Annotated in this window: 12 protein-coding genes and 1 riboswitch; of the genes, 3 read left to right on the top strand and 9 right to left on the bottom strand. The window is 47.7% G+C overall.

The window, feature by feature from the left end; translation table 11 throughout:
* Nucleotides 1-42 precede the first annotated feature (42 nt).
* The 4 genes from clpB to ACN6KS_RS01395 form a co-directional block, all read right to left on the bottom strand.
* Nucleotides 43-2,685, bottom strand: a complete 2,643-nt coding sequence (gene clpB, locus ACN6KS_RS01410) for an ATP-dependent chaperone ClpB (protein WP_440961174.1) — start codon at nt 2,683-2,685, stop codon at nt 43-45.
* Nucleotides 2,580-3,215 (bottom strand): hypothetical protein, encoded by a 636-nt coding sequence (locus tag ACN6KS_RS01405; protein WP_440961173.1) that lies wholly within the window; start codon nt 3,213-3,215, stop codon nt 2,580-2,582. The genes clpB and ACN6KS_RS01405 overlap by 106 nt, the downstream gene beginning before the upstream one ends.
* A gap of 183 nt (nt 3,216-3,398) precedes the next feature.
* Nucleotides 3,399-4,406 (bottom strand): DnaJ C-terminal domain-containing protein, encoded by a 1,008-nt coding sequence (locus tag ACN6KS_RS01400; protein WP_440961172.1) that lies wholly within the window; start codon nt 4,404-4,406, stop codon nt 3,399-3,401.
* Nucleotides 4,407-4,581: 175 nt separating this feature from the next.
* Nucleotides 4,582-5,049 carry an Hsp20/alpha crystallin family protein gene (locus ACN6KS_RS01395; RefSeq protein WP_440961171.1) on the bottom strand — a complete coding sequence of 156 codons (468 nt, stop codon included), beginning with the start codon at nt 5,047-5,049 and terminating at the stop codon, nt 4,582-4,584.
* A gap of 342 nt (nt 5,050-5,391) precedes the next feature.
* Between ACN6KS_RS01395 and ACN6KS_RS01390 the strand changes: the two genes are divergently transcribed.
* Both ACN6KS_RS01390 and ACN6KS_RS01385 read left to right on the top strand, forming a co-directional pair.
* Nucleotides 5,392-7,035 (top strand): SWIM zinc finger family protein, encoded by a 1,644-nt coding sequence (locus ACN6KS_RS01390; protein WP_440961170.1) that lies wholly within the window; start codon nt 5,392-5,394, stop codon nt 7,033-7,035.
* Nucleotides 7,032-10,052: a DEAD/DEAH box helicase gene (locus tag ACN6KS_RS01385; RefSeq protein ID WP_440961169.1), complete on the top strand. Its 3,021-nt coding sequence runs from the start codon at nt 7,032-7,034 to the stop codon at nt 10,050-10,052. Before ACN6KS_RS01390 ends, ACN6KS_RS01385 begins: the two co-directional genes overlap by 4 nt.
* A 181-nt stretch (nt 10,053-10,233) precedes the next feature.
* Here the strand turns inward: ACN6KS_RS01385 and ACN6KS_RS01380 are convergent, their stop codons facing one another.
* From ACN6KS_RS01380 to ACN6KS_RS01365, 4 genes are all read right to left on the bottom strand, one after another.
* Entirely contained in the window at nt 10,234-11,025 is a 792-nt protein-coding gene (locus tag ACN6KS_RS01380) for an energy-coupling factor transporter transmembrane component T family protein (RefSeq protein ID WP_094877239.1), read from the bottom strand.
* Nucleotides 10,967-12,463 (bottom strand): ABC transporter ATP-binding protein, encoded by a 1,497-nt coding sequence (locus ACN6KS_RS01375; protein WP_440961168.1) that lies wholly within the window; start codon nt 12,461-12,463, stop codon nt 10,967-10,969. The genes ACN6KS_RS01380 and ACN6KS_RS01375 overlap by 59 nt, the downstream gene beginning before the upstream one ends.
* Complete coding sequence (locus ACN6KS_RS01370) at nt 12,460-13,095, bottom strand: ECF transporter S component (RefSeq protein ID WP_094877237.1); 636 nt, start codon at nt 13,093-13,095, stop codon at nt 12,460-12,462. Before ACN6KS_RS01370 ends, ACN6KS_RS01375 begins: the two co-directional genes overlap by 4 nt.
* Nucleotides 13,096-13,202: 107 nt before the next feature.
* Nucleotides 13,203-13,314: riboswitch (TPP riboswitch) on the bottom strand.
* Nucleotides 13,315-13,407: 93 nt separating this feature from the next.
* Nucleotides 13,408-14,211, bottom strand: a complete 804-nt coding sequence (locus ACN6KS_RS01365) for a hypothetical protein (protein ID WP_440961167.1) — start codon at nt 14,209-14,211, stop codon at nt 13,408-13,410.
* A 588-nt stretch (nt 14,212-14,799) separates the two neighbouring features.
* Between ACN6KS_RS01365 and hflX the strand changes: the two genes are divergently transcribed.
* A complete protein-coding gene (gene hflX, locus ACN6KS_RS01360) occupies nt 14,800-16,065 on the top strand; it encodes a GTPase HflX (protein WP_341133560.1) in 1,266 nt (421 codons plus the stop codon).
* 112 nt (nt 16,066-16,177) lie between these two features.
* On the opposite strand, the gene ACN6KS_RS01355 is transcribed toward hflX, so the two are convergent.
* Complete coding sequence (locus ACN6KS_RS01355; protein ID WP_440961166.1) at nt 16,178-19,960, bottom strand: S-layer homology domain-containing protein; 3,783 nt, start codon at nt 19,958-19,960, stop codon at nt 16,178-16,180.
* Nucleotides 19,961-20,141: the final 181 nt, after the last annotated feature.

Genomic DNA, 20,141 nt, shown 5'->3' with positions numbered 1-20,141 from the left:
CTTTTATTTTCACATAGTACAATCCGTTTTGCTAACTTCCTCTTATTCAGTACGCTGTGGTTCATCGACATCTGGTTTGATTATGCTCACCGTCAGCTCGCCGCCGGATTCGTCTACTTGAATCACTGTACCTTCTGCGGCTTCACCAGCAATGATCGCACGTGCCACACGGGTCTCCAGACTACGCTGGATGAAGCGTTTCAGCGGTCTCGCCCCATACACTGGATCAAAACCTTCCTTAGCGATAAAACGTACCGCCGGCTCAGTTAACTCAAGACCAATCTCCCGTTCAGCAAGGCGCAAACGTAATCCATCTACCAGTTTGTCCACGATTTTCTCGATCTCGCCCAGGGTCAACGGCTTGAACATCACAATATCGTCAACCCGGTTCAGAAACTCCGGACGGAATTGACCACTCAGTTCCTTCATCACTCTGTCCTTAGCAGCCTCCGTAAGCTGACCCTTCTCATCGGTGCCTTGAATCAGATGTGGTGAACCGATATTTGAGGTCATGATAATGATCGTGTTCTTGAAGTCGACCATCCGGCCCTGTGAATCGGTCAGCCGTCCATCATCAAGCAGCTGCAGTAGAATATTAAATACATCGGGGTGCGCCTTCTCCACTTCATCGAGCAGAACAACCGTATAAGGCTGACGCCGCACGGCTTCTGTGAGCTGTCCACCTTCCTCATACCCGACATATCCCGGAGGTGCACCGACCAAGCGAGAAACACTGTGCTTCTCCATATACTCCGACATATCAATACGAATCATGCCATCTTCGCGATCAAACAGAGAGACTGCAAGCGATTTAGCCAGCTCCGTCTTCCCTACGCCAGTCGGGCCGAGGAACAGGAAGGAACCGATTGGTCGATTCGGATCTTTGATCCCTGCTCTAGCCCGGAGCACAGCATCGGCCACTAAGCTGACCGCTTCATCTTGGCCCACAACTCGTTCATGCAGCGTATCTTCCAGACGCAATAGCTTATCCCGTTCGCCTTCAACCAGTCGGCTGACCGGCACACCCGTCCAGCGCGATGCAATATCTGCAATCTCCTCCTCGGTTACAGCTTCACGCAATAATCTTGTATCCTGATCCTGCTGTGCCGCTTCTTCTGCTGCTTTCAATTGCCGCTCCAGATCAGGAATGATGCCATAGCTAAGTTCCGCCGATTTATTCAGATCGTATTCCTCCTGTGCATCGACCAAATCCTTGCGGGCTTGCTCCAACCGTTTTTTGAGGTCCCGGATGCCTTGAATCGCTGATTTTTCCTTCTCCCAACGTGCAGTCATCCCAAGCTGCTTCTCCTTGAGATCAGCGAGTTCACGTTGTAAGATTTCCAGACGGCGTTTGCTGGCGTCATCCGTTTCTTTTTTGAGCGCTGCTTCTTCAATCTCCATCTGCATCAGACGGCGGGTCACTTCATCCATCTCACCTGGCATGGAGTCAATCTCCGTCCGGATCATGGCGCAGGCTTCATCCACTAAGTCGATCGCTTTGTCCGGCAAAAAACGATCCGTAATGTAGCGGTTAGACAGAACGCCAGCAGCGACAAGGGCGCTGTCATGGATTTTGACTCCATGATGGACTTCGAAACGTTCCTTTAACCCACGCAGAATCGAGATCGTATCCTCAACATCCGGTTCGCTGACCAGCACCTGTTGGAAACGGCGTTCCAGCGCAGGGTCCTTCTCTATATACTTGCGGTATTCATCGAGCGTTGTGGCACCGATACAGTGCAGTTCACCCCGGGCCAGCATCGGCTTCAGCATATTGCCCGCGTCCATCGAGCCTTCGGTTTTACCTGCGCCTACTATCGTGTGCAGCTCATCAATAAACAGAATAATACGGCCGTTACTTTCACGAACTTCCCTCAGTACCGCCTGCAGACGTTCTTCAAATTCACCACGGAACTTCGCGCCTGCTACAAGGGAACTCATATCCAGTGAGAAAATCGTCTTATCCTTCAGTCCCTCTGGCACGTCCTTGCGTACAATCCGGTGAGCCAAGCCTTCTACAATCGCAGTTTTCCCTACACCTGGCTCACCGATGAGGACAGGGTTATTCTTCGTTTTACGGGACAGAATACGGATCACACGGCGTATCTCTGCGTCTCGTCCGATAACGGGATCGATCTTGCCCGCGCGAACCTCTGCTACAAGATCACGCCCGTATTTCTCAAGTACCTCATAAGTAGCCTCCGGCTCCCGACTCGTCACACGCTGATGCCCACGAATCTCAGCAAGGATAGACATCAGCTTCTCGCGTGTTAATCCACAACTGACAAAAAGATCACGCAGCTCTCGATTCTCCCTGCTCGAATCCGACACCATGGCCAGCACTGCATGCTCTACCGAAACAAACTCATCTTGCATTTTCGCTGCTTCTTTCTCCGCCTGTTCCAGCAGATGAATCAGCGATTGCGAGGCATAACGCCGTACCGTGCTTGCCCCTGATCCGCTTATGCTTGGCTTACGCTGAAGCAGTTCATCCGTGCTTCGCAGCATCTCAGCTACGGGTACATTCATCTTTTGCAGCAGTCTTGGCAGTAAGCCTTCTTGCTGCTGGAGTAACGCTTTTAACAGATGGAGATTATCGATCTCCTGATGACCGCTGTCTGAAGCAAGCGACTGCGCCGCAGCCACTGCTTCCTGCAGCTTTTGAGTAAGTTTATTGAAATCCATAGCTCTCTCACCTTTCTATTTAAGAATGATATATGGGATCGGCCGTTTGGACCGGGATCGGTTAGATTAGCGGGATTAATCCCGTACATTTGGGCGAATCGGCCGCATTTGGCGCAATCCGTGGCTTTTTTGCTCTTCTTTTTGCACATTGAGCCACATTCGGTGCAATCCGTGGCTTTTTTGCCTTTCTTTTCGCTCATTAAGTCACATTCGGTGCAATCCGTGGCTTTTTTGCTCTTCTTTTCGCTCATTGAGCCACATTCGGTGCAATCCGTGGCTTTTTTGCTCTTCTTTTCGCTCATTGAGCCACATTCGGTGCAATCCGAGGCTTTTTTGCCTTTCTTTTCGCTCATTAAGTCACATTCGTTGCAATCCGTGGCATTTTTGCTCTTCTTTTCGCTCATTGAGCCACATTCGGTGCAATCCGAGGCTTTTTTGCCTTTCTTTTCGCTCATTAAGTCACATTCGTTGCAATCCGTGGCATTTTTGCTCTTCTTTTCGCTCACCGAGCCGAAATCCACGCGATCCAAGGTATTTTTACCTTTGTTTTACCCGACGTGCCTTCACTACTCGTTTCAGCATAAGTCTCTTCTATAGTTAGTTTCTAATCAAGTTACTTTTCTACAACTAGCATTCCATTTCCACTATTCACCAGCCAGAGTTGACCTCGAACACGCGAAATCACCTTTACTTCTACCTCTCTACCTACCTAATTAATTACCCACTTTAGCCTTCTCGCGCTGCGCGCTAGCGCTTTGACGTTTAGCTCTGGCCTCGAAAAGGCTCGATTCGGCTAGTTTACGGTACAAGTTCTTCTCCGCTTCGCTGATTGGCTCAGGGACAACAATCTCAATTCCAAATAAAATATCACCGTTTGTACCATTTTCTCGCTTCAAACCTTTACTCGGGATGCGCAGCGTTTTACCACTTTGAATTCCTGCAGGAATCTTCAATTTCACGGCACCGCCACCCGGTAATGGAACCTTCACCTCTCCACCTAATACCGCGTGCCATGGAGCAACTTCAACCGTGCCGTATAAGTCGCCAGCTCGAAGCTCGTATATATCATGAGAAAGAATATGAAGTGCCAGCAGTATATCGCCACCGGAAGCTATGCCATTCTGAGTGTTACCTGCGATTTTTAAAATTGTGCCTTCACTAGATCCCGCCGGAACTTGAACGTCCACAGTTTTATCACCGATCTGCACTCTTACAGTTGCTCCCTTATAGGCCTGCTCCAATGTAATATCCAGCTGCGCCTGCGCCCTACTGCGCGCCTCACCCCATGGATTGCCGTTCGAATGCCCACTACCACTACTAGAAAAGAAATCAAAGCCAGCGTGATCCGCCGATCCCCGATTCCCAAAAAACATTCCGAACAAATCTTCCTCCGAAATACCAGAACCTCCTGCAGAATAAGTTCCGCCGCCCCAGCTTCCACCAAAGTTTGAATCCCACGAAGAGGCTCCGCTCGACGCACCTCCACCACCTCTGCCACGCTGAGCCCCATAAAGCAGCTCCTCATCGTAAAGCTTGCGTTTCTCCTCATTGCTCAGCACTTCATAGGCTTCAGCTGCTTCTTTGAATTTCGCCTCTGCCTCAGGGGCTTTGTTCACATCGGGATGCCACTTCTTGGCCAGCTTTTGATAAGCCTTTTTAATTTCCTGTTTAGTTGCTGTTTTGCTCACGCCCAAAGCATCATAATAGCTGTTGTTAGCCACTCGGATTCCTCCTTTCAACGCTTTATTAAATACAACTCATCGTATGATTCCGAGAAAAGACGCACCATAGCCGGAATCCTCCACTACAATGCGCCTTCTATACATAACCTTATATTAAAAGCTCGCTGCCTATCTCTAAGATGCTGAACGGAAACTAATTCCGTCTAAATTATGCTTATTCATACTGCGAAGCGCTAGAATCTCCATCTTGAATCTCAATGCGTTTCCCTTGCGGTTTTTGCTGTTTTGGAACCTCCAGCTTCAGTAATCCGTCTTTTAAAGACGCGCGAATCTCTTCCACTGCAATATCCTGAACATAGAATCTGCGAACATATTCACCATATCGACGTTCTCTACGTACAATTTGATGCTCCTTGTTCTCCTCCGCATTCTCTTCCTTCCGCACCGCTTTAATCGTCAAGTAAGGACTGGCATAATCAATGTCGATTTCTTCTTTTTTAAAGCCAGGAAGTTCAGCTTCAATCAGGTAAGCCTGCTCACTCTCGCGAATATCCGTTCTGAAGGACATCGTGGAGCTCTTGATCGGCGCAAAAAAATCATCATTAAAAACATCATTTAAAGACTTAGCCAGCATACCAAAAGCATCCTCTCTACGTTTACCAAAAGGAACCAAATCAAACATTATCCATTCTCCTCTCATTGACTTTGACTTTATTTGACCTATGACCTTATTATAGTCCCCTATCAGAGGAATAACAAAACCGATTTAAGGCGATTATTGCTCAAATTCAGGTAAATTAGCTGATTTAAGACGACTAAATCAGTTCTTTTTATTTATTTGACCATTTTTGACCTTTGTTCGATCTATACTTCACAATACAGCACGATTAGTATATGTTTAGGCCCCACATTCCATACAAGCCCGCAAATTCGCATTCATTACAACCCCAAAACATCCTACTCAAAAAGAAATGATATAATGAAAGTCAAATAACGACCATTTTTCTTACAGGAGACCAATTGTATGCAACCAACTTATACTATGGATGATACGCAGTGGACTAAACTCATCCAGAATGTCGCCTATTATTTCGATGACCTCACCCTCAAACGAGGGTTCCAATATTATAAGCAAAGCCGTATTCGTTCGTTCACTATGATGGAGCCATCTAAGATCAGCGCCCTTGTTGAGGGTAGAGAGGATTACCGCGTTACGATTGATCTGGACAGCTTCACTCGATGTCATTGTAACTGCCCTGTTTCAGGTCATTGTAAGCATATGGCAGCCGTGCTGCTCCATTATGCTGAACAACAGAATAGGTCTGTACAAGTTCTAGCTAACGCCAAGGCCGAAGCTTTTCTTCCAAAAACATCAAGTAGTTCACCTGCCGGAGCCGATGGAAAGCACCAGCAGCAGCTAAAAGAACATGCCAGCCGCATCGCTGACGGAGGCATCACGGAGTGGCGCGAGTATTTTGCATCCTGCATCACGCCTCTGGCACATACCACTCGGAATCCTGAATATGTGGATCGAGCATTATCCTCCATTACTAAATTTAAGCCGAAGTTATCACCGGAAAAGGACAAGCTATTTACTCTGCATGCCCATCTTTTTCTTCTAGAAAAGCTGGCTAAGCCTTCCGCTAATCTACCCGGTCAGGTCGCCTTCACCTCATCACTCGGGTATTACACGCAAGTAGCGGTATCAGAGCTACAGGAAGCAATTACACGTCTGTTAAAAAGCACACTCCCGCTGTCTTCCGAGCAGGAGCAGGAATATGATCTGTGGCCGCATATTGTCGAGACCCTCACCTACTTGCGGCGCGAGATGTTGACGGAGTCGCGCGATCGCTTGCGGGATCAGCCCTCTTTTTCACTATGCTATGACCTGCTGTGGAGAAACTGGATTTATCCGAATACAGGTGGAACTAAGCTTTACCTTGATGAAATCAAACAGCTTCAGCAGGCAGAGAGTGAGTTAGGAGCTTCCCTGTCACGCCATGCTTGGCTGTTAGCCCAGAGCCGCATGTATTTTTATCTGAAGGATGACCCGAAGGCTTGGGAATTATTGAATACAGCTGCCGAGCGCCCAGGTCTCCATCCTGATGAGCTGATGAGCTTCACCTCCCCGCTTCTGGATGCAGGGGAATGGTCACGATTGGTGGGCTGGCTTGTTCAGACCGGTCCACTGCTGAGCAGCAGACTCTATAATCTGAATACCTATTCGAACAGATGGGAAGAGGCCGTTCGCCATCTTCCTGAAGCTGAGCCTCAGATGTGGAATACATTAGCCGCCATGTTACCTATCTCTGGAGAAGTATACGAAGAAAAGTTAATTACCTATGAAAAATGGCAGACATGGATGGATTATCAACTGTCCATCGGTAAGCTGCCTTCCGAATTTCGTGTTACAGACCTCCAGCCTATGGAGAAAAACGCACCCGGAGTTCTGCTTCCCTTCTACCACCAGGCCGTCGAAAGATTTGTGCTGGATAAGAATAGACATAGCTACAAAGCGGCTGTGAAACTATTGAAGCGATTATCCAAGCTGTATAAAAAAATGAAACAAGAAGAACGGTGGGAAGAGTTCCTCATTGCCTTCACCACAAAGCATAGCAGACTCCGTGCGTTGCAAGAGGAGCTTCGGAAAGGAAAGCTAATACCATGAACATGCATTTGCGCACGCTGACCATCCGGCTTGCATTAAGCCAGTATGGCGATGCTTTAATATATGGAATGAATGAAAGAGAAGATCTCGTGCCCGGCTTGCAGCTTAAGCAGCGGTTATTCGCCTGGCATGAGGCATCTTTTTATGGTACGGAGTTAACGGTTCAACCAACTGGCGAAGGTATGGAGCTAGTGATTCTACCTGCGGAGCAGGTCCTCCCTTTCTTTGCAGAGCAGAAGCTGCTGGCGCATATCGAATGGAACTGGGAGGGCGATGCCGCCCATCTCACTGAACTGGCCCCACTTCTGGCTATATGTCTGGAGAATAAACAGTATATTCCCGATATCTCCGCTTATCGCGCCGGGAGGTTGCAATGGACCTGGGATGAGGACGCTTTTGCGCAGGTGGCAGTGGAGAATGACACTGCCAAAGGGGCCCTTGAGGCGCTAAATGACGGCAGCGAGTTTAGCCGCGGATTACGCGCGGCGTTCTCCGCCGCCGTATCGCAGAGGTTTTACAGCACGGAGGCCGAGGCAGGCGACCTCCGGAGCGAATTCCCGCTTCTATTCGATAGAAGCGGGGCCCTTGCAGCGGGCATGGATACCGCTGCATGGCTTATCGCCATTGGCTGGAAGGCGGATACCGCGCCTTTCCGGCCTGCACTTCAGCTGCTGGATCCGGAAGGGGATGAATCCCCTTGGCGGCTGCAGCTGATCCTTCAGGACAAGCGCGATGAATCCGCGCTTGTTCCCATCAGGCTCGCCGATGATGGCGAGCCGCACGGCTTGTGGCCGACAGCATGGTCGGCCCACGTGCATGAACGCGCCGCGGGATGGCTGGAGCGCCTCCGCGGCAGTCTGCCGCCCGAGCGCTTCGCGGCGGGCGGCGACGTGCTGGCTGAACCGCTCAGCGATGCCATCGCTTGGCGGTTCTTAACCGCCGAGAGCCAGCGGCTGCTGGAAGCAGGCTGGCAAGTGCTGCTGCCGGCGTGGTGGGAAGCCGCCAGCCGGAAAAAACCGCGCCTGCGCGCCAAGATCAGCTCCGGCGAGGACAAACGCAGCGGCGGCGAGTCGCTCTTCGGTCTGGATTCGATCATCGATTTCGATTGGCGAATCTCCATCGGCGACGTCGACCTCACCGAAGCTGAATTTGCCGAGCTGGTCGCAAGAGGAGAACGGCTCGTCCGCTTCAAGGGCAAATGGGTCTCGCTCGATCCCGCACTGCTGGCGCAAATTCAAAGAGCCATGGCAGGTATGGACAAGTCGCAAGGCTTGTCTTTCCAAGATGTGCTTCAGCTTCATTTGCTACAAGCGAGTGAGGATGCAGATGCTGAGGCTACAGAAGAGCAGCTTCAAGAGGATGCGGCGCGCCTGCGGCTCGAGGTAGAACTAAACGAGCATTTAATCAGCCTCATTGGTCAGCTCGGCCAGCGCTCACAGTGGCCGAAGCCCCCAGTACCCGCAGGACTCCAGGCAGAGCTACGCACCTATCAGCATGAGGGATATGCTTGGCTGACTTTCCTGCGTCAATTTGGTTTGGGGGCTTGTCTAGCCGATGATATGGGGCTTGGTAAAACCGTCCAACTCATCGCATATTTACTTCATATCAAAGAAAATACCGATCCTAGCTCATCCCGCCGCCAGACCGACCCACCGGGTTGGCCTGCTCTGATCATCTGCCCTACCTCCGTGTTGGGCAACTGGCAGAAGGAATTGCAGCGCTTCGCGCCTTCTTTGAATGTGATGCTGCACTACGGAAGCCGCCGTTTGGACGCAGGCTTCTTCTATGGCGCTGCTTCGCAAGCTGACGTGGTACTCACCTCTTATGCGACTGCAGCGCTTGATCAGGAGTTGCTGAAGGAATTCACTTGGGCGGCAATTTGCCTGGACGAAGCACAGAATATCAAGAATGCTCAAACGAAGCAGTCGGTAGCTGTACGTAGCTTCCCGGCTTTACACCGGATTGCGCTGACAGGAACACCTATAGAGAACAGATTATCTGAGCTGTGGTCCATTTATGATTTTATAACCCCAGGTTATCTGGGTAGTGCCAAAGCCTTTAACGATCGATTCAGTAATGCCATTGAGAAGGAACGTGACGAGAAACGTACAGCGGACCTACAAAATCTCGTGAAGCCGTTCATGCTACGCCGTAAGAAGAAGGATCCTAACATCCAGCTCGATCTTCCAGATAAAAATGAGATGAAGACCTACGTTCATCTCACAGCTGAACAAGCTGCGCTCTATGACCAGACCGTAAACGGACTGCTCGAACGTATGCAGAAGTTGGAAGGTATTGAGCGTAAGGGCGCCATTCTTGGAGCTTTGACCGGACTTAAGCAGCTATGTGATCACCCGATGCTTGTGACCAAGGAGGCCCTCCCTGAAACCGATTCGGACAATAAACTGGATACCAGTCCACTCATTAACCGTTCCTCTAAACTTGAAAGACTGCTGGATATGGTGAAGGAACTTCGTGCAGAGGATGAGCGCTGTCTCATTTTTACGCAATATGTCGGGATGGGAAAAATGCTTCAGGCTGTTCTACAGCAGGAGCTGGGAGAGCCCGTCCTTTATTTGAACGGCAGCACCTCCAAACAGGCGCGTGACCGAATGATTGAGCGATTCCAGACGCCTATACCTTCTGTGGACGAAGGATCCAGTCTTCCAGATGCACCACCGACTGATCAGCCGAATGTGTTCATCCTTTCACTTAAAGCTGGAGGTGTCGGTCTGAATCTAACCGCAGCCAACCACGTATTCCACTTCGATCGCTGGTGGAATCCGGCCGTTGAGAACCAGGCGACGGACCGCGCCTATCGGATGGGCCAGACGCGTGATGTACAGGTGCATAAATTCATCGCCCTCGGGACGCTCGAAGAAAAAATTGATGAGATGCTGGAGAGTAAGCAGCAGCTAAGCGATAATGTCATCTCCAGCTCCGAAGGCTGGATTACCGAGCTGTCTACTGAGGCTTTGACAGACCTATTTACATTGCGGCGAGGCTTAACAGACTAATCCTGCCGCTTTTAGATACTCAAGAAGATGCTGGATAGTGTAGCGAAAGATTTGTTTAATCCAATAAAAAGGCAGAAACTCTTTATATCCGAGTTTCTGCTTTTTTTGTTACTGAACGATGGCATAAGATCAGAATCATTCTCTAACCACCAACGAATCTGTGCATGTCATCCTTTACGGCTTAACGAACATCGGTAATGTCCGCGTAAGGCCATTCGATTCCGGCCAGGAATGCCAACCAGAATACGCCGACCGCATATGCGGTGAATAGGACGTCGCGGTACGTAAAGCCAATAACATAATAATAAGTTCTCTTGGCCTGCCCAGAAAACCGCTTCGCCTCCATAGCCACCGCGATTCTATGGGCGCGTCGTATGCTTTGGGCAAGCAAAGGGATCGCGTATCGTTGCAACAGCTGGTAGAAGTTAAATATCCTCCCTCGTTTGCGTATTCCCCTGACTTTCAATGCGTGGTGCAAGGTCTGGAATTCTTCTGCGAGAATAGGCACCAGCCGCATCGCGGCCAAGAAGCTGTAAGCATACTTAGCCGGTAATCTCCCCTGCTGCATTAAGGAGTAGAAGAGGTTTACCGGCCTCGTCGTCAGACCGAACAGAAGCCCGACCGACGCCATGCTCAGTGCCCTGAACCCCAGATGCAGCCCTCTGTAGAAGCTTTCTTCCGTAATGTTCACTAATCCCCATCGGACCCACTCCGTCTCTCCCTTGCCGAAGAACATCATCCCCGTAGATGTAGACACGAACATCAGCAAGAAAGGGGAGGTGTATAACAGCAATCTGCGTAATGGGTGCCCGGACCACGGAAGCAGCAGCATCGAGCCGATGGCTACGTTCACCATGACGTTAAAGTCGTGGATGAGAATAATTGCCGCGAACCAGAGAGAGAACAGAACGATCTTAAGCGTAGGATTGACGCGGTGTAGCCAGGTTTCCCGGTGGGGAAAGGTCAATAACATCAGTAAGTCTCCCGTCTTCGATTCTCCATGACGCTGTGCAGAAATTTTCTACGATCCGCGCATCATGCGTGACCATAATAATCGAGGCTCCCGCCGAAAGCAGCCGCTCAAGCTTCTCGAGCAAAGAGAACGTATTCCGTGCGTCCAGCCCAAAGGTCGGCTCGTCTAGCAGCAATATGTGTTGCCCTTTTACGATCGCCGTCGCGACGCTTAATCGTCTCTTCTGCCCCATCGACAGCTGATACGGATGCCGCGACGCAACGTCCTCTAAATAAAGTTCTTCCATTAGCTTATACGCCGTCGCACGCCGAATTTCGCAATGAACGCCATCCAGCAACAACGAATACTCGATCTCTTCCCGTACCGAATGTGTTACAAATTGAAATTCGGGGTTTTGAAAAACGAATGCGATATGCTCGGCCGCTTGCGCAACATGCTCCGCTTCCCGGCCTGCTATCTTGCATATCCCTTCGGTCTTAATCAGTCGCATGATCGAGAGCAGCAAGGAGCTCTTACCCGCTCCGTTATGGCCGATGATCCCGATCCATTGACCAGGGGTGACGATTGCCCTCCCTACTTCGATGACCGCCCTGTTCCCTCGTTTCCCACGAAACCTGTCCATTTCCAGATAGACATCTTCCCGATCGTTTGCGTTTGAATAACGAGTAATGCAGTCTGACCTCCGGGATTTATTCTCGATATAGTCCTCCCAGACGCCCGGATACCAAATTCCGTATTCTTGTAGCTCTCTCCTTTTAGCTGAAAAGATTTCCGTCGGCGATCCGTCAGCGATAATTACTCCTTCACGGGATAACACGACGATCCGATCGAAAAAGTCGATTACGCCTTCGATCTTATGTTCAATGACGATCAAGGTAATGCCTCCGGACAGGCTTCTGATCGCAGACCATACCAGCTCCGTACCCTCGCTATCCAACAGCGCTGTCGGTTCGTCCAGGAAAATCACTTCTGGCTCCATAGCCAGAACGGAAGCTATGGCTAATCGCTGTTTCATCCCTTGCGATAACGATTGGATTGCGATATGGATATCAGGAATATTCAAGCCGACTTGAGCGAGATAAAGGCGGATCAGACCTGCCATTTCTTCGCGGGGGACGCGCATGTTCTCGAGAACGAAAGCCATCTCCTCGTCCACATATGGCATACAGAACTGCGTATCCGGATCTTGGAATACGTATCCCCATCGCTCGGGAACAAATGTCTCTTCAGCGATCATCGGAACTTCGATCGAACCGGGAATCAAACCGCTCAACACCTGCAGCAGCGTCGACTTCCCGCATCCGCTCGGGCCGAGCAGCAGCGTCTTCTCCCCCTGGTGGAAAGAAAGGGAAATGCCCTTGAACAACAAGGAGTCCTCTCCGGCAAACTTAAGCTTTAGGTTCTTAACTCTCGCAGCTATGGAGACTCCAGCCGTCATAGTCGTGTCAATGCGTCATAGTCCGCCTTGGACGCCGGTCTCAACACTTTGGTTACGCCTGTGAGCTCAAGCGCTTTGGACAGTCCGAAGGCGAAGATACCGGCGATGACGATACTTCCGAGTCCCCTCAGTCCGATCAGCAGCGTATAGTTCCAAGCGGACAACGATTCAATGTAACCGTAGCCGAAATCCAGCACCAACGAACCCGCCGCCGCCGCGAGCGCGGCCAGCGACGTGACCCAGACGTTCGCGTTGCGATAGAGGAAAATCGCGAAGACTAACTCCGCGCCCAATCCCTGCAACGCGCCGTAATACAAGGTCGAAAGCCCCCATTCACTGCCCAATAGCGCACTAACGGAAGCCGCCGCAATCTCAGCCAGAAGCGCCACTCCCGGCTTGCGGATGATGAGAAACGCGAACGTCCCGGCAATGAACCACATGCCGTATATCGTTTGCTCCGCATGGGTACCCAGCGGTTTGACCACGTCGTACATCGGTCCCCAGATTTTATAGATAATACCGAATACGACCGCGATCACGATGGTTACCAGAATATCAGTCAGCTTCAATCCCCGTGACCTCGTCCCTTTGTCTTGTTGTCCTTGCCTTTGTCCTTGCTTAGCTTGTTCCATGCTTCAACAACTTCCCTTCTAGGTTCTTGGATTCGTTGCTCGCATGATGTGAGTAATTTTAAAAAGCCTACCCATTAATGGGTAGGCTTGCGCATGGCATCAAAAAAAGGATGCTCGACAATAACGTCTCTACGCTGGCATTACCCAGATCAGATTGACGGTCAGCGGCATAAGGCCGCTATCTCAGCCTGACTTCATCAAGCACCCGTTTATTGCGATTCAACTTCCTATAACTTATATCATAAGTAAACTTTTTACAATATGATTTTCGTTCCTTGGGTATCCCTATCGCGGTATCTAAGTGTAGAACGCTCACCATTGCTCGGACATCTTAAAAGTGACGGCGAGATCATCATCACCTGAGAGTGAGTTAACTACCAAAGTAACCGGCTCATCCTGAAGCTCGTAAGAGAGCCGCTCGTTAAGCAAGTTAACGGCCAAATTCGCATACGCACCAGAGATCCCTGATCCTGTACCTTGCATAATCACCTTTCCACCCGTGACCGTAGTGCAGGTGTAATTGACAAGCAGTGCTGTGTCCGTGACAGGAATATCCGTAGTTGGTGTAGGGAAATTTTCAAATGTCCCATCCAGAGTTCCACCTGCAACGACCATATAACGCACAGGTCTTTTGGATAGAATATCTAAAGCAGCCGGTCTAATTTCAGCCGCAAGACCTTGTGGAATAGTAAAGGCAGGACTCCTCATAAAGCTGATCGCTGCGAAGTCAGTCGATGTAACCGATACGTTATCACGTATTTCCGAGGTTATACGGCTTACTTGAAACACTTCCAGATTAACGGCCGTCCAGACACCGTTCACATCCACAAGAAAAACCTGAATCTTTAATTGCTCCTGTGAATACACAAAATTAAATTGAAATAAATCCTCTACAATAGGGTAGGTCTTACTTAACGTTTCCCGATATTGCAGCTCAAATAATTCTTCAATAAAGACTGTCTGAGGACTTGCACTATTGGCTAAACCCGTTAAATAACAAGCCGCTCCAGCTGATCCATTGTTAACTACTTCGATCACAACTTGATCTATTGGACGGGTACCGTCGACAGGTAAATTAATGATTGTGCTTGTAGAGAGGACAGGCAATGTCTTCACACCTCCTATTCATATCAAATTATATCTATATGCTATGCAATCAATTTTTAGAATTCTTGGATGATATTAAAATAGAGAAGTGCTAAACAGATATAAAATACAGATTTGCCACCAAATAAAGGATGTGGTAAACTCGACTTAACTTTTTATGAACGGAGGGTTACGTGTGATAGATTTTATCCGAGTTAGAACTTTGCGCGGCTAATTGAATAGCGCTAAAGCTCTGCCCATGTGCAGAGGACTCAGGATAGGTCTACCCATTTAACTCCATAGAAGCCAACAAACTAAAACGCCTTCGGCGTCCTTATAAGGACGGTAGCGTTTATGTGAGAATTATAAGGATAAAGTATATCGTGAAACTTATACTTTCTTATAATTTAAACCAACTGCTGCTCGTAAGGGATTAAGTTATCATTTCCCTACGCCCCAGCCGTTGTTTAATTTGATATATCTATGGAAGACCCTAATGTTGTAACGGAGATTTCCCCTTACACATTTGTTCTGACGTCCTCTAACGAACCATAAGCACAGGCAGATGACCTGTGTTTTTTTGCGTTTACTATTTACTACTGGAGGATGAATAAATATATGGAACAACTACGAGAAAAAGCTATTATAGTCGGTGTCCAGCTACAAAACGAAACAAACTTCGCTTATTCGATGGAAGAACTCACTAATCTGGCAGCTGCCTGTGACCTAGAAGTTGTAGGAGAGCTTAGTCAGAAGGCAAGTCGGATCAACCCTTCCCACTATATCGGCACAGGCAAAATCCAAGAATTATCTGCTCTCTTAGAAGCGCATGATGCTCCTATTGTTATTTTTAATGATGAGCTGTCTCCTTCACAGATTCGCAATTTGGAGTCCTCTCTAGGCCGTCAGGTCATTGACCGGACGATTCTGATCCTGAATATTTTCGCAGAACGAGCGAAGACCAAAGAAGCTCAGCTGCAAGTGGAAGTAGCTAAGCTGCAATATATGCTCCCCCGATTAACAGGTCTCCGAGAATCTCTCGGCAGACAAGGTGGTGGTGCTGGGCTGAAGAACAGAGGCGCTGGTGAAACAAAGCTGGAGCTGGATCGCAGAAGAATTGAAGAACGGATTTCAGCATTACAGGTTGAGCTTCAACAGCAAGTAGCAAGGCGCCAAATTCAGCGGAAGCAGCGGCATAAGAATGAGGTTCCTGTCGTCTGTCTCGTCGGCTATACGAATACCGGCAAGTCCAGCTTAATGAATGTAATCGTGGAGACGTATCATCCAGGCTCTAATAAGCAAGTGTTCGCCAAGGATATGTTATTCGCTACGCTGGAGACATCCGTTCGGAGCATTGAGCTACCGGATCACAAAACCTTTTTATTAACAGATACCGTTGGATTCGTCAGCCAGCTTCCCCATCATCTGGTCAAAGCCTTCCGCTCCACGCTCGAAGAGGTGACCGAAGCCGACTTATTGATTCATGTAGTCGATATTTCCGATCCCCAGCATCAGCAGCATATGGCTGTCACCGATGAGACTTTGAAAGCGCTCGGTGCGGACCAAATTCCAACAGTTTATGCCTACAACAAAGCTGACCTAACGGACCTACCTTACCCTCACCTTGAGGGTGACAATGTCTATCTTTCCGCCAAACAAATTAGCGGGATAGCTGAACTTACAGATCTGATTCGCAGCCATGTTTTTACGGATTATGTACAGTGTGAAATTCTGATTCCATTTGATCGCGGCAATGTGGTCTCCTATTTTAACGAGCATGCCCATGTCCAATCGACTAGCTATGAAGAAACAGGCACAAGGCTTGAACTGGAATGCAGAAAATCTGATTTCGAGAAATTCCGCAGTGACTTTATTGAGCTTTAGGCTATAAGACGCAGCAAAGGGGTTGTCCCATAAGTCATAAATGACTCAGGGACAGCCCCTTCTTCTACTTATTGGTGGAAGCGAACCCGGTTAACTATCCGAAATATTTCACTTATTGTGCAAGCAATTTATCCAACAAGCGAATGATCATCGCAACCGACTCCGCACGGGATGCAGTATCATTCGGTTTGAACAATTCGTTGCCTTTACCAGTTACTATGCCAGCAGTTGCAAAAGCATTAATTTGTTCAGAAGCCCAGTTCGTAGCTACATCCAAAAATAGATTGGATGCGTTAGGAACATAGTTTGTCAGACGAGCAAGCATTGCAACGATCTCAGCGCGGGAAATTTCTTGATTAGGATGGAAAGAACCATCACTATATCCCGTGATTACCCCTTTAGCTTGTAATGCTGCAATCGATTTTGAAGCCCAATGTCCTTGTGTATCAGAGAAGAATGAACCGCTTGAATTCGGTAGACCAAAAGCTTTTGCTACCATTGTGGCGAACTCGGCGCGAGTTACCTTTTGATTCGGATGGTAAGAACCATCACTATAACCCGTTACAATCCCCATCTTAGCTGCACGCTCCACTACGGAGGCACTCCACGAAGATGCCTGAACATCCGTAAAGTGTATAGCGGGAGCAGACTTCTCTTTTTCCACGATAGCCTTAACTGCCTCTACATTTACCTTGTCGTTGAACACCAGCTTTGACGCTGTTGGCGCTGTTGGCGTTACTGTTGGCTTCGGTGTTGATGTTGGTGGCGTTGGCGATACTGGTAGCGTTGCTGTTGAATTTGGTGTCGATACTGGTGGTGTCGGTGTCGGTGTCGGTGTTGGTGTCGGTGTTGGTGTTGGTGTTGGTGTTGGTGTTGGTGTTGGTGTTGGTGTTGGTGTTGGTGTTGGTGTTGGTGTTGGTGTTGGTGTTGGTGTCTCAGTTTCCGTTGTTTTCTTGACAGAAAACTCATCGATCAATGTACCCGCAATTGTACGTGCCTTCACATGAATCGCATCTTCTGTAATTTCAATAGCGGAGTACACAGGAACGTCTTCATCAAAAATATAATTCAAATAATTATATTGCGTGCCATCATAGAATTTCCAGCCTGAAGCACCACCATCAAGGTATACAGTCCCCTCATTGGTAGCTTTATTTGGCTTTCCATCCTTCATTGGATAGGTCCGTGCATATACATGATCATGACCAACCAGAACCAAATCGACTTTTTTCTTTTCTAATATGGGTGCAAAGTAGGTTTGGGTATACTCAACAAGGGATTCCCGACCATTCTCTGTATGATAAGCTGGACGATGGAACATAACGACAGTCCACTTTTTATCATTCTGATCCAAATCTTCTTTTAACCATGCTGCTTGAGCAATCATCTGTTCCTCTACGCCTTCTGAGTTCAATACGACAAAATGAGTATCATCGACTTCATAAGAGTAAGCATATTGCAGTTGGGATTCTGGTCCGTTCTCTGGGAAATTCGCACCTTTGGTGAACACATCTTTTCCTTCACTCTTCACATCATGGTTGCCCAGTGCTAGTGCAGTCGGAAGTTTTGTTGCATAAATAGAAGATGCTAGCCAGAACTTTTGCCATTCTTCGAATGCGCCGCCTACATCAACCATATCTCCACCGTGCATAATAAACTGTGTTGATGGATATTGTGTCAATGCGTTAGTCATTAGCGCTTGATAGGTTTCTAATCCTTGTAATTGATTCGTATGGGAATCCGTAATGAATAAGAATGAGGTCGGTGTTTTTTTATCCTGATCAACAGTAGAATATTCATTCCATTCTGACCAATGGTCCTCATAGCCTACACGATATTTGTAAGTAGTATCTGCTTTCAAGCCCTTAACCAGGACATTATGAAACCGGATTTCGCCTTTCGTTCCATTTTCCTTCATGCTAAGCACCTGCAGCTCACTCTCGGCTTGCTGTTGCCTTACCATATTAACGTCTGGGCTTACTCCTGCTTCCCATTCACCAGCTTCAATGTATTGAATATAAGTAGAGGTTTGATCTGGTTTTGTTTGCCAGGCAGCACTTAGTTGTGAAGACATATCCTCTGTCACATAGGTTTGAATATATTGCGCTTCATTCGTACCATACTGCTCCACAACTTCATAATTGACAACCTTACTGTTCTGATCACCGATGACAGCTTGAACTTGATAGGTACCAAGTGCCAATGTAGTGAGATCTGTTGTTAACTGTCCTTTAGCATCTGTTTTGCCTAGGCTGCTGTTCAATAACCGGCTACTAACATCAGCTTCCGAGATATAACCTGTTGTTTGTCCGTCTGCGAGAATAACCTCGTAAAATCCATTCTTAGCTGCCGTTGAAGCATAGTAACGTTCACCAGCATTTGCAACCATGATTACATTAGAAGATGTATCATCATCCTCATATACACTAGACGTAACAGTGTTAACTGTCACGACTGAGCTTTGTTTTAATAATCCAGTAAAAATAATACCCGCACCTTCATACGGCTTGCCTCCATGGTCTAACACTGTAAATGTAGAAGGTGTACCCAAACCAACTCCCGTCATTTTCAGCTGATAGGGGAAACCGATTGTATAATGAATAGGCGCGGCTAAGGGTGTACTCGTCTGAACGCCGCCAGCAGTAAGACTCGCATTGCTCATTGTTATGGTTTTATACGCTTCGCCACGCTCTAAGACGGCATGAGAGCTCACTCTGAAGTTAACAGTAACGGCATCATGAGCTGCCGCTATTACATTATCAAGTGCTACTTGAACCATACCGTGCTCATTATCAATATCTGAGGTTAGGGAAACTCCAGACGCCTGAGTAATGCTTTCAACTTGAAGGGTGCTTGCATCATAATTTAAGGTGAATTTTGCCTGTTCTGCTTTCAAGTAGTCTTTGATATTAATATGAACAGGATAGATTTCATTACTTACTGCTTCTTCGTCCGCAGCCATGAACAAACGCTCTCCTGCATTTATTGTGAAGGTGAATGTTTTTGCTGCCGGGTTACCTTTCTTGTCCTTCACTTCAATAGCAAGCTCATGATAACCACCATCTACATATTCTCCCGGGTAAGTTAATACATTTGTATCTGGAGAATATTGCACTTCATCCGTAATATCCGTACCATCTAACTGAACAGATAAGGTACTCAGATCCAGGCCTGATCCGTTATCGGTCAGCTCAACCTTCACTTCATCAAGTGGAGTATTTAATACTTCATTTTCAACAGGGGCTATAGGTTTAATGGCAGGAACATCCTTATCCTCTTCAACCTCATCATAGATAAAGGTAATATCATCTACCCAAATAGAGCCCTTGTTTTTCTTGCTCATATCCGATTGTTTCAATTGGAAAAACAATTCAAGAACAATCGGGCCCGGTTTACCTTGCGGAACATCTGCCTCGATATATTTCCAGCCGGACCAGTTGATACCCACTTGATTTACATCATAAAATTCTGCTTGGAAAGAAGATCCGCCTATATCTCTAAATTTTGTCGTCAGCAAATGTCCTTCATTGTTTGCATAAACCCACATGCCTACTTTAGTAGGGTAACCTGTTACTGGGATATTCCCCGTTTTATACCCGACTTCAATTTGAGAGGGATTATCTACTATGCCGATCATATCGTAATCAATTCTAGCCGAATATTGTCCATTTCTTACAAGCTTCTTGTTATCTTCTAAGTGCAGCGTAGCGTTATACATACGTTTAGGATTAAATTTCACATCATTGATTCCATCTTCAAAATCTTCGACCACGACGGATGGCTTAGCATCATCTGCTGCGTAGGCATAATTATTTTGACTAAAACCTGTATTCAACCCTCCTACTAGCAACGTTATTGCTGATGCAATCACTATTGTCTTACGTAATGTATTCATAGCGCTTATCCTTCCCCCTATTAGTAAAGTATTGATCAATGAGAACTATAACAGTTCAATGTAAATTTAAACCTTTGCTACTATTAAAGATTTAGATTGTATGCACTGAAATTCCTTTCTTGACGCATAAATAGCTACTCAAGCTTCAATGATTACGAACTAAAACTATTGAATCCACGAA

This window comes from Paenibacillus nitricinens (assembly GCF_052056485.1).
Taxonomy (GTDB): Bacteria; Bacillota; Bacilli; order Paenibacillales; family Paenibacillaceae; genus Paenibacillus_AQ; species Paenibacillus_AQ nitricinens.
The sequence above is the reverse complement of the archived record's forward strand: the minus strand, read 5'-3'. Positions and strand labels throughout refer to the sequence as shown.

What these genes read in the sequence shown, in the direction of transcription:
- hflX (WP_341133560.1), top strand. Translation starts at nt 14,800, where the DNA reads ATGGAACAACTACGAGAAAAAGCTATTATAGTCGGTGTCCAGCTACAA.
- clpB (WP_440961174.1), bottom strand. Translation starts at nt 2,685, where the DNA reads ATGGATTTCAATAAACTTACTCAAAAGCTGCAGGAAGCAGTGGCTGCG.
- ACN6KS_RS01385 (WP_440961169.1), top strand. Translation starts at nt 7,032, where the DNA reads ATGAACATGCATTTGCGCACGCTGACCATCCGGCTTGCATTAAGCCAG.
- ACN6KS_RS01380 (WP_094877239.1), bottom strand. Translation starts at nt 11,025, where the DNA reads ATGTTATTGACCTTTCCCCACCGGGAAACCTGGCTACACCGCGTCAAT.
- ACN6KS_RS01390 (WP_440961170.1), top strand. Translation starts at nt 5,392, where the DNA reads ATGCAACCAACTTATACTATGGATGATACGCAGTGGACTAAACTCATC.
- ACN6KS_RS01395 (WP_440961171.1), bottom strand. Translation starts at nt 5,049, where the DNA reads ATGTTTGATTTGGTTCCTTTTGGTAAACGTAGAGAGGATGCTTTTGGT.
- ACN6KS_RS01370 (WP_094877237.1), bottom strand. Translation starts at nt 13,095, where the DNA reads ATGGAACAAGCTAAGCAAGGACAAAGGCAAGGACAACAAGACAAAGGG.
- ACN6KS_RS01375 (WP_440961168.1), bottom strand. Translation starts at nt 12,463, where the DNA reads ATGACGGCTGGAGTCTCCATAGCTGCGAGAGTTAAGAACCTAAAGCTT.
- ACN6KS_RS01355 (WP_440961166.1), bottom strand. Translation starts at nt 19,960, where the DNA reads ATGAATACATTACGTAAGACAATAGTGATTGCATCAGCAATAACGTTG.